At 33.2% G+C, this 15,466-nt stretch carries 12 protein-coding genes; 8 read left to right on the top strand and 4 right to left on the bottom strand.

Features of this window, described 5'->3' with window-relative positions; translation table 11 throughout:
- Window positions 1-70 precede the first annotated feature (70 nt).
- Window positions 71-1,681: a peptide ABC transporter substrate-binding protein gene (locus tag ACLL8X_RS04275; protein WP_411989698.1), complete on the bottom strand. Its 1,611-nt coding sequence runs from the start codon at window positions 1,679-1,681 to the stop codon at window positions 71-73.
- Window positions 1,682-1,690: 9 nt separating this feature from the next.
- Complete coding sequence (locus ACLL8X_RS04270) at window positions 1,691-3,451, bottom strand: M3 family oligoendopeptidase (protein ID WP_411989697.1); 1,761 nt, start codon at window positions 3,449-3,451, stop codon at window positions 1,691-1,693.
- Between the two features lie 314 nt (window positions 3,452-3,765).
- Here ACLL8X_RS04270 and purU point away from each other — a divergent pair, with 314 nt between their 5' ends.
- Window positions 3,766-4,590: a formyltetrahydrofolate deformylase gene (gene purU / locus ACLL8X_RS04265; RefSeq protein WP_411989696.1), complete on the top strand. Its 825-nt coding sequence runs from the start codon at window positions 3,766-3,768 to the stop codon at window positions 4,588-4,590.
- Here the strand turns inward: purU and ACLL8X_RS04260 are convergent.
- Complete coding sequence (locus ACLL8X_RS04260) at window positions 4,587-5,855, bottom strand: aminotransferase class V-fold PLP-dependent enzyme (protein ID WP_411989695.1); 1,269 nt, start codon at window positions 5,853-5,855, stop codon at window positions 4,587-4,589. The two genes, purU and ACLL8X_RS04260, sit on opposite strands and share 4 nt — an antisense overlap.
- Window positions 5,856-5,894: 39 nt before the next feature.
- Here ACLL8X_RS04260 and ACLL8X_RS04255 point away from each other — a divergent pair, with 39 nt between their 5' ends.
- The 3 genes from ACLL8X_RS04255 (at window position 5,895) to ACLL8X_RS04245 (ending at window position 9,149) form a co-directional block, all read left to right on the top strand.
- The gene (locus ACLL8X_RS04255; protein ID WP_411989743.1) at window positions 5,895-6,776 is read left to right on the top strand and encodes a DUF234 domain-containing protein; all 882 of its coding nucleotides are present in this window, start codon (window positions 5,895-5,897) and stop codon (window positions 6,774-6,776) included.
- Between the two features lie 2 nt (window positions 6,777-6,778).
- Window positions 6,779-7,801 carry a fla regulon two-component system sensor histidine kinase FlgS gene (locus ACLL8X_RS04250; protein ID WP_411989694.1) on the top strand — a complete coding sequence of 341 codons (1,023 nt, stop codon included), beginning with the start codon at window positions 6,779-6,781 and terminating at the stop codon, window positions 7,799-7,801.
- 196 nt (window positions 7,802-7,997) lie between these two features.
- Window positions 7,998-9,149 carry a Cj0814 family flagellar-dependent secreted protein gene (locus ACLL8X_RS04245; RefSeq protein WP_411989693.1) on the top strand — a complete coding sequence of 384 codons (1,152 nt, stop codon included), beginning with the start codon at window positions 7,998-8,000 and terminating at the stop codon, window positions 9,147-9,149.
- A 327-nt stretch (window positions 9,150-9,476) separates the two neighbouring features.
- Here ACLL8X_RS04245 and ACLL8X_RS04240 read toward each other — a convergent pair whose 3' ends face one another.
- On the bottom strand, window positions 9,477-9,842 hold the full coding sequence (locus ACLL8X_RS04240; RefSeq protein WP_411989692.1) for a histidine triad nucleotide-binding protein: 366 nt from the start codon (window positions 9,840-9,842) through the stop codon (window positions 9,477-9,479).
- A 122-nt stretch (window positions 9,843-9,964) separates the two neighbouring features.
- On the opposite strand from ACLL8X_RS04240, the gene pheS reads away from it, so the two are divergent.
- Genes pheS through ACLL8X_RS04220 form a run of 4 tightly spaced genes read left to right on the top strand, consistent with a single transcriptional unit; the run spans window position 9,965 to window position 15,384 of the window.
- Window positions 9,965-10,957: a phenylalanine--tRNA ligase subunit alpha gene (pheS, locus tag ACLL8X_RS04235; protein WP_411989691.1), complete on the top strand. Its 993-nt coding sequence runs from the start codon at window positions 9,965-9,967 to the stop codon at window positions 10,955-10,957.
- Entirely contained in the window at window positions 10,954-13,275 is a 2,322-nt protein-coding gene (pheT, locus tag ACLL8X_RS04230) for a phenylalanine--tRNA ligase subunit beta (protein ID WP_411989690.1), read from the top strand. The genes pheS and pheT overlap by 4 nt, the downstream gene beginning before the upstream one ends.
- Window positions 13,272-14,552 (top strand): 3-phosphoshikimate 1-carboxyvinyltransferase, encoded by a 1,281-nt coding sequence (gene aroA, locus ACLL8X_RS04225; RefSeq protein WP_411989689.1) that lies wholly within the window; start codon window positions 13,272-13,274, stop codon window positions 14,550-14,552. The genes pheT and aroA overlap by 4 nt, the downstream gene beginning before the upstream one ends.
- Window positions 14,542-15,384 carry a 4-hydroxy-3-methylbut-2-enyl diphosphate reductase gene (locus tag ACLL8X_RS04220; protein WP_411989688.1) on the top strand — a complete coding sequence of 281 codons (843 nt, stop codon included), beginning with the start codon at window positions 14,542-14,544 and terminating at the stop codon, window positions 15,382-15,384. Before aroA ends, ACLL8X_RS04220 begins: the two co-directional genes overlap by 11 nt.
- Window positions 15,385-15,466: the final 82 nt, after the last annotated feature.

Here is a 15,466-nt window from a genome sequence, read left to right as displayed (position 1 = left end):
ATTTTTATACTTACAAGGTTTTAGCAAGACGTAAGTTTTTGGTTTGTAAGGCGGAATTTATTCCGCCGCATCAAGGCTCTACTATATAAAGGTCTTTGAAATAATAGTATTTTGAAGGCTTGATTTTGTAATTTCTTACATAAGGCTTGACAAGCTCAGTTCCCGCATAAAAATAAATAGGCATCATAGGCAAATCTCTGTATAAAATTTGTTCAGCCTTAGCATACTCAGCCGCTCTTGAATCCTCATCCTTAGCCCTATAAGCTGCATTGATGGTTTCATCAAATTCCTTGCTTTTATATCCTGCGTAATTAGACGAAGAATCACTAGTGAAAACATTTAAAGCCGAGCTTGCCTCATTATAAGGCGGACACCATCCAGCCCTTGCTATATCATAATGCCCCAAACGCCTTGTAGATAAAAAGGTCTTCCACTCTTGATTTTGCAATTTTACATCGGCAAGTCCTTGCAAATTTTGCTTCCACATTGCAGCAGCAGCTATGGCGATTTTCTTATGTTCCTCGCTGGTATTATAAGAAAGGGTAAAACGCAAAGGATTTTGTTTGCTATATCCTGCTTCTTCAAGTAATTTTATGGCTTCTTCATAGCGTTTTTTAAGCTCCCACGAAGCCCACTCAGGGTTTTTATTAAGATAAGCCGCACTGATTTTAGAAGGCGAAAAAGTATAGGCAGGTTCTTGGTCTCTTTTAAGAATTTTTTCTGTGATAGTATTTCTATCGAGTGCCATACTTAGAGCCTGACGCACTTTTACATTATCAAAGGGTGCTTTTAGCATATTAAACTCATAATAATAAGTGCAAAGCTCAGGTCCTTTGGTCAGCTCATTTTTATGCTCTTTTTCTACCTTATCCAAAAGCTCTATGGGAAAGACACTCACATCAAGCCCACCCCCTCTATAACGGGTGTAAGCTACTGAGCTATTAGGAATTTGAAGTAGGGTAACTTTCTCAAGCAAGACATTCTTAGCGTCCCAATAATAAGGATTTTTCGCAAAAACTGCTTCTTCATTTACTACATAAGATTGCATTTTAAAAGCTCCGTTACCTACTATATTTTCAGGACGACTCCACGCGTCGCCTAGTTTTTCTACCAAATGCTTAGGCACAGGAGGCAAAACATAAAATTCTGTAATGCGGTCTGCAAAAGGCACAGGCTCTTCAAGATGTAAAACTAGGGTATAGTCATCCTTAGCCTCTATGCCTAAGCTTTGCGGACTCATCTTGCCGTTAATGATGGCATTGGTATTTTTAAGTTTCATATAAGCAAGATAAGACGAATAAGGCGAAGCGGTTTTAGGATCGACTAATCTTTGCCAAGCAAAGACAAAATCGTGAGCGGTTACGGGTGTGCCATCAGACCACTTCGCTTCTTTTCTAAGCTTAAAGGTCCAAGTTTTATAATCCTCACTCGCACTCCAGCTTTCAGCCGCTCCGGGTACGATTTTATCATCCACATCTGAAATCACTAGGGTTTCAAAAAGAGTTCTTGAGAAAAAGCCTTCTGGAGAGCCTTCCATCTTAGCAGGGTCTAAAGAAGAAGGCGCTGAAGCTGCGTTATAAATAAAGCTTTGCTCCTTAGCTAATTTCTCCCCAGCAGCCGGTTTTACTCCATAAGCCACACCCAACAAACAAAAACCCAAAACAAAAATAATTTTTTTCATTCTTACTCCTTAAATTTTAGCTTCTTGATAAGCTTTAATGTCTTTGATGATAAGCTCTAAACTACTTAGCCAAAAATTCTTATCCTTTAAATTTACCCCTACAAAGTTACCCACCTCATATAAACTAGCCTTGCCCGTATAGGCTAACATAGCGTCGTATTTGGCGACAAATTCTTGCCCTTCTTTTAAATACCTTTCAAAAAGAGCCTTGGAAAAAAGAGTGCCATAGGCATAAGGGAAATTATAATAATTATACGAGGCATTGTAATAATGCGTCTTACACACCCACATATAAGGATGTAAAAAATTCTCATCCAAGCCCTTGCCATAAGCTTGTTTTTGAGCATCAAGCATCATAGCACAAAGCTCTTCTTTGCTCACAAAGCCCTCAGCTCTTTTTTTAAAAAGCCCATCTTCAAACAAAAAGCGGCTATAAATATCAACTATGCACTGCAAACTTCTTGATAAGTCTTTTTCCAAAATATTAAGCCTTTCTTCATCGTTACTAGCGTTTTCTAAAGCAGCTTGAACTATGATATTTTCACAAAGAGTTGAAGCCGTTTCAGCTATGGGCATAGAATACTCTGTGTTTAAATAATTCTCAGTATTTAAGCAATAATTATGATAGCCGTGTCCTAGCTCGTGTCCTATAGTAAAAACATTATCAATAGAGCCTGAATAATTAAGCAAAATACGACTTTGTTTCACACTTTGTATAGGGTAGCAAAAGGCTCCGCCCACCTTGCCCTTTCTAGGATAGACATCTATCCACTCTTCATCAAAGCTCTTTTTAGCAAAATCCCCCATCTTTTGACTGAAGCGAGAAAAATGCTCATACACTAGCTTTGTGGCATCACCGTAGCTGTATTCTTGACTATTTTTAGTAATAGGAGCAAACAAATCATAAAAGGGTAAGCCATTTTTATGTCCTAGAAATTCAGCCTTTTTGATAAAATATTCTTGAAGTTGGGGCAAGGATTGCTTAATCGCACCCATCATCGCTTCAAAGACTTCTTTATCAAGTCTAGCTTCTTTGAGAGTCATTTCTAAGGGCGATTGATAGCCCTTTAGTTCGCACAGCTCTATAACTTCTCCTTTAATACCATTAATGCAAAAGCTTGAGGCTATGTCAATTTTCTCATAAGCTTTTAACTCGCTTAAATAAGCCTCTTTTCTTACCGCACTACTAGCATCTGAGGCTAAATTTCTAATTTCTGAAAGCGTTAAATTTTCATTCTTATACTCTACATTTAAAGTTGAAGTGATTTGTTGCCATTGCTTGCTCCAAAGCTTAGAGCCATTTAAAGACATTTTAGCTAAGATATATTCTTCATTGGCATTTAAAAGCTTGTCCGCTTTTTCTTTAGCTTCTTTTAAAAAGAAGGCATAATTTTGCAAAAGGGCTGAGTTTTGAATCAAAACTTCCAAATCATCTACCTTCTTTAAAAACAGCACGAGTTGGTTTTTCACTTGTTTGGCTAGGACTGAAATTTTTTCATTTTTAGAATTAAGTCTTGCAAATTCAGCACTGGTTGTATCCACAGCTAAATTAAGATAAATGTAAGCTTTAATTGTTTCAAATTTACTCAAATTATCCAGCTTGTTTAAATACTGCTCCAGTTTTTGCCCAGCGTTTTGGCTTTCTTTAAAATTCTCTTCACACCATTTTAAAAAAGCCTTACTTTCTTGCTCAAAGCTTTCAAAATCCTTCGCAAGAATTTTGCTTTTTGGGTCTGTATATAAGACGCTTAAATTCCAATTACTACTCATTTGCCTTCCTTAAATTTTGGTTTTGTAAAAGCCAAAGTATAGCATAGAAGTTAAAATAGTATTAGAAAAATATTTACAAAATAAAAAGAGTTAGTTTTAGTGTTACTATATTGCTCAATTTTTTGGATATTTGGTTTGAAATTTTTATTTTAAAGGAGTAAAATCGAGAAGAGTGTAAAAATAAAAGCTTTATGAAAGTAAATTTTAAAAGCAAAATTGCAGTAAAAGAACTCATAAATATGTGATTTTGTGGTAGAATTCTAGGCTTAAAGCTTCAAGAAGCAAGAGAGAATGTACATAAAAGGTTTAGCTAAATGATTTCTGTGTTAAAAATTTGTGCCAAAGATCAAAAAGGTTTGATTTATAGAATTTCTGATGTTATTTTTAAATATCATATCAACATAGTAAAAAATGATGAATTTGTAGGCGAAGAGATGTTTTTTTTTCGTGCTCTTTTAGAAGGTGAATTTGATAGCAAAGCGTTTATCGGCACACTTGAAGCTATGCTCGGACAAGAAGCCTTGATAGAACTTTGCGAGAAAAGAAAAAAAGATATTATCGTTTTTGCAACTAAAGAAAGTCATTGTTTGGGTGATTTGCTAATCAAGCATTATAGTAATGAGCTTGAAGCTAATATTAAAGCTGTGATTTCAAACCACGATTTCCTTAAAGATTTGGTTGATAAATTTGAAATTCCCTATCATTTCATCAGTGCAGAAAATTTAACTCGAAAAGAGCAAGAAATTCAAATTTTGGAATGTCTTAGAGGGTATGAATTTGATTATTTAGTTTTGGCAAAATATATGAGAATTTTGTCTCCTGATTTTGTTAAACATTTTGAAGGTAAGATTATCAATATCCATCATTCTTTCTTGCCTGCATTTATAGGGGCAAATCCTTATAAGCAAGCTTTTGAAAGGGGAGTGAAAATCATTGGGGCTACGGCACATTTTGTAAATAATAATCTTGATGAAGGGCCTATTATCACTCAAGCTGTTTTGCCCGTAAATCATGAATACACTTGGCAAGATATGCAACAAGCAGGCAGAAATATAGAAAAAGATGTTCTTTCAAAAGCCCTTGATTTGGTTTTCGAAGATAGAATTTTTATACATAATAATAAAACTATAATATTTTAATGTGATAATTTGATTATGATTTGATTTAGAGCATTGAAAAAATAGTCAATATCTTCTTTTTCGTGCGTATAGTGCAAACTCACCCTTAACCATCCGGGCTTTGTTTTGAGTTTTTCATTATCCTTTAAGCCTAGCAAGTCGTGTCCATAAGGACCCGCACAAGCACATCCTGCACGAGTTTCTATATGGTATTTTTTACTCAGTTCATAAGCTATATCAAAAGGAGAAATTCCTTTGATATTAAAAGCGAAAATGGGCAAGCGAGTTTTTAAATTTTTTGCGTATAAAATCAAATTCGGCAGGGTTTTTAGTTTTTCAAAAAAATAAGCCTTTAAAATTTCTTCCTTTTTTTCTATTTGTTTAACGCCTATTGAGTCTTTGATTTTGAAGGCTAAACTAGCACGAATGAGTTGTAAAATTCCCGGCGTCCCCCCTTCTTCTAGTGCTTCTTCGTTGCAAAGATAGCATTGTGAAGTGCGAGAAACATAGCCCACGGTTCCTCCTGCAGCGAAGCTAGGTTTGCTTCCGCATAATTCTTTTTTGATGACTAAAAGCCCACAACCTCCTATGCCACCGATTAGTTTATGAGAACTTATAAATAAAGCATCATAGTGCTTACAAGCTATATTTTTATAAGGAATAAAACTTGCCGCATCAAAAGCGACTATGCCTTTAAATTGACGCACCATTTTAGAAATACGCTCATAATCGCTTAATATCCCCGTAACATTCGAAGCTAGAGAAAAACTAGCGATAATCTTTCTTTCTTTATTCTCTTGCAAAATTTGTTCTAAAAAATCAAAGTCAATTTCTCCTTTTTTATCCAAAGGAATTCGAATACACTCACACAAACCTTCCCTAAAAGAAAGCTCATTAGAGTGATGCTCGTAAGGTCCTACTATGACTAGGGGCAGGGTGTTTTTATCCACTTGGCTAAAATATTTTTCTTTTATGAGTGGGGGGATGTAAATTCCGAGCAATTCTTGAAATTTTTTAATAGCACCGCTTGAACCTGTCCCGCAAGCTATAAGGGCAAAGTTCTCATCTAAGGATAGGCTTTTTTTTATATTCTTTCTTGCTTGTTCGTAAATTTGCTGGGTTTTAAAAGAATTTAAAGAGCTATCAGAATGCGTGTTTGCGTAGCTTGGAAGAATTTTGGCTAATTCTTTTTCTACGCATTTAAGAGCTAAGGCACTGGCTGTAAAATCAAAATGCAAAATGCCTTTTTTTAAGATTAATTCTTTCTTCAAATCCGAAATTTGCAAATACTATCCTTTAAAAATTTGCTAAAATTATACTATAAAATACTTTTAAAAAGGAAAAATATCAAATTCGCTAATTTCGCTAATTCGCATAAAACTTTGTCTTTGTTTAAGCTTTTTGATTTTTATAGCGTTTTTGAAGGCTTTGAGAATTTAAGCCTTTTAAACTACGAAGAAGATATATTTGCTAATATAGAGCGGATTTTGCTTAAGGATTATTCTGAAATTAAAAAGGGCTTTGCCTTAGATGAAACTAGCTCTTATGCTCTTAGTTTGCTAGCTAAAAATAACCGCAAACGCTTTTCTATCAATAGAAAAATTCAGCATTTTAAAGCCTTAGCTACACTTAAAACTCTTTTAAAAACAGGTCTTATAAAGCTTGAATATAGCAAAGAAGCAAGGAAAATCAAAGATAAAAAGCAAAAGCTTAAAAAAGAATTAAGAAGCTATGTCATTCAGGATAAAATTATCTTTACTAGCCATTTTACGCGTTTCTTTTTTTATTTTCTAAAGCCCAATGAAAAGCTGATTTTACAAAAGCTCCACAAGGAAGTTTTAGAGCATATTAGGCAAAAATTTGAACTTTATCAAAGTTTTTGTTTTGAAGAGCTTTCTAGGCAGTTGATTGAGAAGAAATTTAAGATTAGCGGAGTGCAGAGTTATTGGGATAAAAATTTGGAGCTTGATATTTATTATAGAGATGAAAATTTGACCTTATTAGGAGAGGTTAAATTTAAGAATAAAAAAATTTGTAAAAATATTTTAAATCTTTTAAAATTAAAGGCAAAGTCTTTAGATTGGGTGCCAAATTATTATATCATCATCTCAAAAAATGGTTTTAGCAAGGAGTTTGATAAAATTTGCGAACAGAATTTGCTTTTGTTTGATTTGAATGATTTTAAGATTTTATTAGAAGAAGGATAAAAATGAATGAAAATATTTTAAAAAGCCTAGACACAGAAGAAAAGCAAACCCTACAAAAAACACTTGAAAGCCTTATAGAACAGACCTATGTGGTAGAAAATGAGTATAAAATTTTAAACGAAAATTACAATTCTTTGCGTGCGATGGTCGATGAGATTATAGAAGTTTTGCCTAGTGCGCTTTGGATTTTGGATAAGGAAAAAAATATCATTTTACAAAATCAAGAAGCCTTGAAAAACCCAAAATTACTAAGTATCATCAGTCTTGAAAAAATTCGCGATGAGCTTGAATTTGAGAGTAGATTTTATGCGGTTAAAATCATAGCTCATAATGAAAAAACCATAGTTTCAGCCACAGATATTAGCGATGAAAAGCGTAATGAAAGGCTTGCTAGTATGGGTAGTGTGGCAGCTCACTTAGCACACGAGATTCGAAATCCTATCGGCTCTATTTCTTTACTAGCCTCTACGCTTTTTAGTCGTAGTGAGCTTAAAAACAAGCACATAGTTCTTGAAATCCAAAAAGCCATTGCCAGAGTGGAGCGTATCGTAAATTCAACCTTGCTTTTTACTAAGGGCGTGCATATTAATGCTTTAAATTTTAATCTTTTGGAGCTAAAAGATGAGTGCGAAAGTGCCATTAATTCTTATAATTTTACTTCTCAAATAGACTTTGAAATATCTTTTTTGGATAAAGAAATTTATGCAGACAAGGCTCTTCTTGGCTTGGTTTTGCAAAATTTAATTTATAATGCTATTGATGCGATTGAAGAAAATGAAACTCAAAAGCCTGTGATTAAAATCTTAGCTAGTTGTGATGATGAAAAAATATGCGTTAGGGTGTATGATAATGGCTGCGAAATAAAAGATGAGAACTTGGTTTTTGAAGCCTTTAAAACAACAAAACTTAAGGGCAATGGGCTTGGCTTGTCGCTTTCTAAGGAAATTATGAACGCTCATAAGGGAGAGTTAAGCTTTCAAAGCAATCCTAAGAATTTTTATTTTACCCTGCCTTTGATGGTATAATTTTCCCCTATTTTAATGTAAAACTAAGATTTTATTGTGCTTTTGAGTGGGCTTGTGGTTTTAAAATTTGTAATATCGCTATAACAATACCCTAGCTTATTTTATCCACTCATACCTTATAAATTTGAACCAAAAGAATATAAAATAAATTTTAATTTATACCGATTTAAAACTAGAAGCGAAAAAGGAAGTATCAGTGATAAATAGCTTAAATTCTAATCATTTTAATTTAAACCTTCAAAATAAAAATTTAAACCCTAAAGAAAGTAATGTATCAAAATCTAGTTCTGAAAATTTTACAAAAGAATTATCCCAAGAGACCTTAATAAATGCATCAAACAGCATTCTAAATTCAGTCAATGATAAAACCCAAGCAGTCAGTAAAATCTTAGGCTATGGAGTAGATAAGGACGGCTTTTTCACAAGTGATTTTAACGAAGCAGCGGGATTACCAAAGGATTATAAAATCAATGCAAATTGGATAGAAGATTTCAATCAAATTCTAACTACAACAAAACTTAGCTCTAAAGCTTTATATAATTATGTAGATTGGGCGAAAGAATTGGGTAATTTTTACAAAGAAAATTTGCAAAGTTTTGATAAATTGGGTGAAAATTTTAACAAAGAAGAAATTGACAAAGAATTTAATATTACCCTTAAAGATGGTTTTGCTAAGAATGATGTTTTACAAGAGCTTTTTACAAGCAAAGGGCTTAAGATGAAAGAAGCTAAAAGCTCTCTTTATGGTAAAACTTATGGCTTTGATAGTAATATAAAGCAAAAGGATATGAATGAATTTTATGCCTTTATGCAAAAAAATCAGCTAAAAGATGCTAACAAAATAGAAAAATCATCTTTTAAAAATATTATGGGTGATACTTGGATGGGGATTGATAGAGAAAGAAGTAAATTGCAAACTTATATTTCTTACGCTGTGAGTTTTCATTTGGATGGTTCTTTGGTGCAAAAGGCTAAAGATTTTGAAAATGAATTTGATGAGCTTATGAGTGAAGATTTAAGTTTAGATGAATTTGAAACTAAATATATGGATTTTAAACAAAGGCACGATGAATTTGTGAAAGAATTTGAAACGGCTATGGGCGATAATTTGCTAGTTAAGCCTATTGATGAAAACTTTAAACCCTTACAAGCAGAAAGCAAAAACAAAGAAACTTATAAAGATAACGATACAAGAAATGAGCTTGTAAAAAAAATATTAGAAGCTAAATTTAGCACAAGCAAAGAATTGGAACTTCTTTTGGGTGTGAAAATAAGTGATGATGAGAATTTTAGCAATTTTCTTTTGAAAAAGAAGTTACAAAATAAGAGTGTGGATATAAGAGTGTGAGTATGGTTTGTCGTTACAAGACTTGACCTTCCGTCATTACGAGAAAGCTTTAGCTTTGAAGCAATCTATACTTAGAAATTAAAAGGATTGCTTCAGCCTAAAGACTTCGCAATGACAAACACAGAGTTTGCCACGAAGCCCTTAGACTTCTTGCAATAACGGGAAGGGTTAGACTCTTTTACAATGACGCACTTAGGCTTAAGACTACTCTCGCAATGAAAAAAGTATAATGGGTATTTTGAAGGCAAAATTTAAATAAAAACTAAAAAATCAATCATTTATTTTAACAGAAGCTTGATGATTTATAAGGGCGATTGCCCTCATAAATTAAAATAGGGCTTGTGGGTTTTCTTTTTTTGATTTTTCCTTAGGCAGTTCAAAGCCTCCAAGCATATGAAAATGCAAATGAAAAACTTCCTGACCGCTATTTTTTCCACAATTTGTAACTAAGCGGTATCCACTCTTATCTACACCCAAAAGAATGGCTAATTCTTGTATGAAGCTTGTCATTTTTGCCATAAGTTCAGGGTCAAACTCCTGAAAATCTTTAAAATGTTTTTTGGGAATGATAAGTATATGTATAGGAGCTTTAGGTGCAATATCGTGAAATGCTAGAAAATCATTACTTTCAAGCACTTTATTGCACGGCAACTTGCCTTCTACTATGAGTTCAAAAATCGTTTTTTCTCGCATTATTTATCCTTTTTTGGTGTTGGTTTGATACAATTATATCTTTAAAGTTTAATTTTTATGCTGAATTTAAAATAGTTTTTAATAGAATTAGAACTTAAAATATTTTATTTAAGGTTAAAAAATTGCAAAATTTCATAGAACAAATTCAAAAATGTGAAAATTTAAATGATTTAGAAGCTCTTAGGATTTCCATTCTTGGAAAAAAGGGTATTTTAACGCAAGAATTTGCAAAATTAAAAGAGCTAGAAGGCGAAGCAAAAAAAGAATTCGCTGCAAAGTTAAACGCACAAAAAGAAGCTTTTAATGAAGCTTATTTACTTCAATTTAAAGAGCTAGAAAATCTTGCCTTAGAAGAAAAGATGAAGCAAGATGCTTTTAATTTTGATTATTTTGATGAAAATATTACAAGCGGGGCTTTACATCCTATTATGAGCACTATGGATAAAATTATAGAGTATTTTATAGCTTTAAATTTTAGCATAGAAAAGGGTCCTTTAATAGAAGATGATTTTCATAATTTTGAAGCATTAAATTTGCCTAAATCCCATCCCGCAAGAGATATGCAAGATACTTTTTATTTTGAGAATGACAAACTTTTACGCACGCACACTTCTCCTGTGCAAATTCGCACTATGCTTTCGCAAAAACCTCCCATTAGAATGATAGCACCCGGTGCTGTTTTTAGAAGGGATTTTGATATAACACACACACCTATGTTCCATCAAGTTGAAGGTTTGGTGGTCGAATATGGACAAAAGATTAGTTTTGCGAATTTAAAAAGCATATTGGAAGATTTTTTACATTATATGTTTGGAGATGTAAAAATTCGTTTTCGTCCTAGTTTTTTCCCTTTTACGGAGCCTTCTGCTGAAGTGGATATTTCTTGTGTATTTTGCAAGGGAAAAGGTTGTAGGGTTTGTAAGCAAACAACTTGGCTTGAGGTTATGGGTTGCGGGGTGGTTGATCCTAATGTTTTTCATTTTGTGGGCTATGAAAATGTAAGTGGCTACGCTTTTGGGCTTGGTGTGGAACGCTTTGCGATGCTTTTGCATCAAATTCCTGATTTAAGGTCTTTATTTGAAGGTGATTTGAGATTATTGGAGCAGTTTAGATGATAATTACTAGAAGTTGGTTGAATGATTGGTTGGAGCTTGAAGATTTAGGAGTGCAGAAATTAGCTAAGACCTTAAATTCCATAGGCATAGAAGTCGATAGGGTTGATGCTTTAAAAGTGCCTGATAAAATCGTCATAGGCTATGTTAAAGACAAAATCAAACACGAAAATTCAGATAAATTAAGCATTACTCAAGTGGATATTGGCAGTGAAATTTTGCAAATTGTTTGTGGTGCGGCTAATGTTGATGTGGGACAATTTGTGGCTGTTGCAACTAAGGGTGCTATTATGCCAAATGGTATGGAAATAAAAGAAACAAAACTGCGTGGAGTAGATTCTTGTGGTATGCTTTGTTCTAGCACGGAACTGGGTTTTGAAAAAATCAATGAAGGCATTATGCTTTTAGACGATAGCATAGGAAAATTAGAACTTGGCAGAGCTTTAAATAGCTATGAAATTTTTAATGACACGATAATAGAAGTAGAACTTACACCAAATAGGGGTGATTGCTTAAGTGTTTATGGTATCGCTCGTGATTTGGCGGCGGCTTTAAATTTAAATTTAAAAGAACCAAAGCCCTTTAAAGAAGGCGAGAATGTTTTGGGCATTGGTAGAATTTTGCGTTTGGTGGCTCAAAAAGAACTTAACGGGCTTTATAATTATCGTGCCATAGAACTTAAAGAGCCGATTCAAACTAGCTTATTACTCCAACTAAGACTTGCTCAAATTGAGAGTTTAGGAAAGAATTATGTAGAAAATTTACTCCATTACGCAACGCATTCAACTGGGGTGCTTTTTAATGCTTATGATTTAAGTGTTTTTTCTAGTGAAAATGAAGAATTTAGCATTAATTTAAGCAAGGAAGCACACGGAGAAACAAAAGTATCTTGTAAAGATGAGCTTTTGAGTTTTAGTGGAATTTTTCAAAACAATGAAAGCCGATGTAAAAATGATTCTAAAATAGTAATTATCGAAGCAAATTACACCGACCCTTTAGTCATTGCAAACGCTAAAATACATCATAAAAATCAAGATGAAAAAACGCTTTATAGAAGTTTTAGGGGAAGTGAGCCTAAATTAAATTTAGGAATGGATTTTTTACTCAGTATTTTTGAGCAAATTCCAAATCTTATCATTTACAGCTCTTCCCAGCAAGTTTTAATCAACAAAGAACTACCGATTATACCTGTAAGTATCGAAAGCATTAGCGATATAATAGGGCAAAATATCAATAAAGATGAAGTTTTAAAGATATTGAAAAAATTGGGTTTTGAGCTTATACTTTCAGGCGAAGGACTTATTAATGTTAAGGCACCTTTGCACCGCCCTGATATAAAAAATTTAGCCGATATATGCGAGGAAGTTGTAAGAATTATAGGCATTGATAATATCGCTTCTAAGGGTTTGGAATTCGTAGAAAAAAATCGTTTAAATTCTAGCTATAAAAATTATATAGAGTTTTTAAATTTGAGAAAAAAAGCAGTGGCTAGTGGTTATTTTGAAAGCTTACATTATATTTTAGATAATGAAGAAGAGCTTAAGAAATTGGGCTTTTGTCCTGTTAAATTAAAACTTATCAATCCCATCACAGCCGAGCTTAATACCTTAAGAACAACCCTTTTAAATCATCTTTTAAATGCAGCAAGTTTGAACGCAAAAAATTCCAAAAAGCTTATCAAGCTTTTCGAACTTGGAGCTGTTTTTAATAGCAATAACGAAGAATTAAATCGTATAGCATTTATCCATTGTGGTTTAAAAGAAGAAGCGAAAATTTCTAATAAGGCAAAGCCTAAATCTGTGCAATTTTATGATTTTCTTTTGGATATTAAAAATATCATAGGTGCGTTTAAGTTAAAATCATCTCAGCATAGCATTTTAAGCCCTTATGAGCAAGCAGATATTTATTTGGCTGGTGTTAAGGTGGGGTTTGTGGGTCGTTTGCATTTAAGAATAGAAAATGAAAGAGCCTTGCCAAAAACCTATATTTGCGAACTTGACTTGGATTTAATCAAGCAAGATTTTAAAACAGCAAAAACTTATTCTAAATTTCCAGCTATCGCTAGAGACCTTAGCATTCTAACGCCTAAGGGTTTTGAGTATAGTAAAATTAAAAATTGCATAGAAGAGTTGAATTTAGAAATACTTGAGAATTTCCGCTTAGTTGATATTTATAGTGATGCACAGCTTAAGGAAGCTTATAGCATTACCATAAATTTTAGCTTTAGGGATATAAACAAAACTTTAGAAGATAGCGAAGTTGCAGAATGTATAGACAAAATCATAAAAAGTCTTAAAGAATTAGGGCTTGATTTAAGATGAAAATTTACAAATTACAAACCCCCATAAATGCCGAGCTTGAAGATATAGCAGCAGATAAGAGTATATCGCATCGTTTTGCTATTTTTTCGCTTTTAACACAAGCAGAAAATAAAGCTCAAAACTATCTTCTAGCTGAAGATACTTTAAATACACTTGAGATTATAAGAAAACTTGGAGCGAAAGTGGAACGAAAAAAAACTTGCGTAAGTATCGTGCCGCCTAAAGAAATTTTGTCTCCAAATTGTATTTTAGATTGTGGAAATTCAGGGACTGCCATGCGTTTAATGATAGGGTTTTTAGCAGGAATTTCTGGTTTTTTTGTTTTAAGCGGGGATAAATACCTAAACAAGCGTCCTATGAGAAGGATAAGCGAACCCCTTTCTCAAATAGGGGCTAAAATTTACGGAAGAGACAAAGCCAACTTAGCTCCACTTTGTATAGAAGGTCAAAATTTGAAAGCTTTTAATTATAAAAGCGAAATTTCTTCAGCTCAAGTTAAAACGGCTATGATTTTATCTGCTTTTAGGGCTGATAGCGTATGCGCTTTTAGCGAAAATTTGCTTAGTAGAAATCATAGCGAAAATATGCTAAAAGCTATGAAAGCACCTATAAAAAGCGATGGCTTAAGTCTTCAAATAAGCCCCTTAAAAGAACCTTTAAAAGCCCAAAATATCATTATTCCAAATGACCCTTCTTCGGCTTTTTATTTTGCTTTGGCGGCTATTATTTTGCCAAATTCCAAAATTATTTTGAAAAATGTTTTACTCAATCCTACTCGTATAGAAGCTTATAAAATTTTACAAAAAATGGGTGCAAAACTTCAAATGTCAATCACTCAAAATGATTTTGAAAGCATAGGCGAAATCAGAGCCAAATCAAGCCATCTTAAAGCCATAGAAGTTAAAGACAATATCGCTTGGCTTATAGATGAAGCTCCTGCCTTAGCCATAGCCTTTGCCTTAGCTAAAGGCAAATCCACCCTTAAAAATGCTAAGGAGCTTCGCGTTAAAGAAAGCGATAGAATCGCTGCTATGGTTGAAAATTTAAAACTCTGTGGCGTTTTGGCTAAAGAACTTGAAGATGGTTTTGAAATAGAAGGTGGCACTAGTCTTAAACCTGCAAAAATTAAAAGCTATGGAGACCACCGTATTGCTATGAGTTTTGCTATTTTGGGTTTGCTTTATGGGATTGAAATTGACGATAGCGAGTGTATAAAAACTTCCTTTCCAAATTTTGTAGAACTTCTTTTAAATTTAGGAGCTAAGATTGATTATTGAACTAGCAAAAAATTATGGTTTTTGTTTTGGAGTAAAAAGGGCGATTAAAAAAGCCGAGCAAATCAAAGATGCAGCTACCATAGGTCCGCTTATCCACAATAATGAAGAAATTTCTCGCTTACAAAAGAATTTTAATGTCAAAACTTTAGAAAATATCAAAGACTTAGGCGATGAAAAAAAAGCCATTATAAGAACCCACGGCATCACTAAGCAAGATTTAGAAGAGCTTAAAAAAAAGGATATAGAAATTTTTGATGCTACTTGTCCTTTTGTAACAAAACCCCAGCAAATTTGCGAACAAATGAGCAAAGAAGGCTATGAGCTTGTTATTTTTGGGGATGAAAATCACCCTGAAGTTAAAGGGGTTAAAAGCTATGTAAGCACTAAGGCTTATGTAGTGTTAGATAAAAAAGAGCTTGAAGGTGTAAAACTTCCTAATAAAATAGCCGTAGTCAGTCAAACAACCAAAAAACCCGAGCATTTTATGGAAATCATTAATTTTTTAATGTTAAGGGTTAAAGAAGTGAGAGTTTTTAATACCATATGCGATGCGACTTTTAAAAATCAAGATGCCATAAAAGAACTTTCACTCAAAAGCGATGTTATGGTTGTTGTAGGGGGTAAAAATTCAGCTAATACAAAGCAACTTTTTTTGATTGCAAAAACTCATTGTGAGGATAGTTATTTGATAGAAACAGAAGAAGAATTGCAAAAAGAATGGTTTATAGACAAAAAACATTGCGGCATCAGTGCGGGTGCTAGCACTCCTGATTGGATTATACAAAAAGTTATAGCTAAGATAAAAAATTTTGAAACAATAAAATGTTTTTAAATGGAATAAAAAAGTCAAAAATTTAAAAAAAATTAACAAAAATAAAAAAACTTAACACTAATTAAAGAAAAATAAGGTAAAA

Source organism: Campylobacter parajejuni (assembly GCF_046764905.1).
Lineage (GTDB): Bacteria > Campylobacterota > Campylobacteria > Campylobacterales > Campylobacteraceae > Campylobacter_D.
The sequence above is the reverse complement of the archived record's forward strand: the minus strand, read 5'-3'. Positions and strand labels throughout refer to the sequence as shown.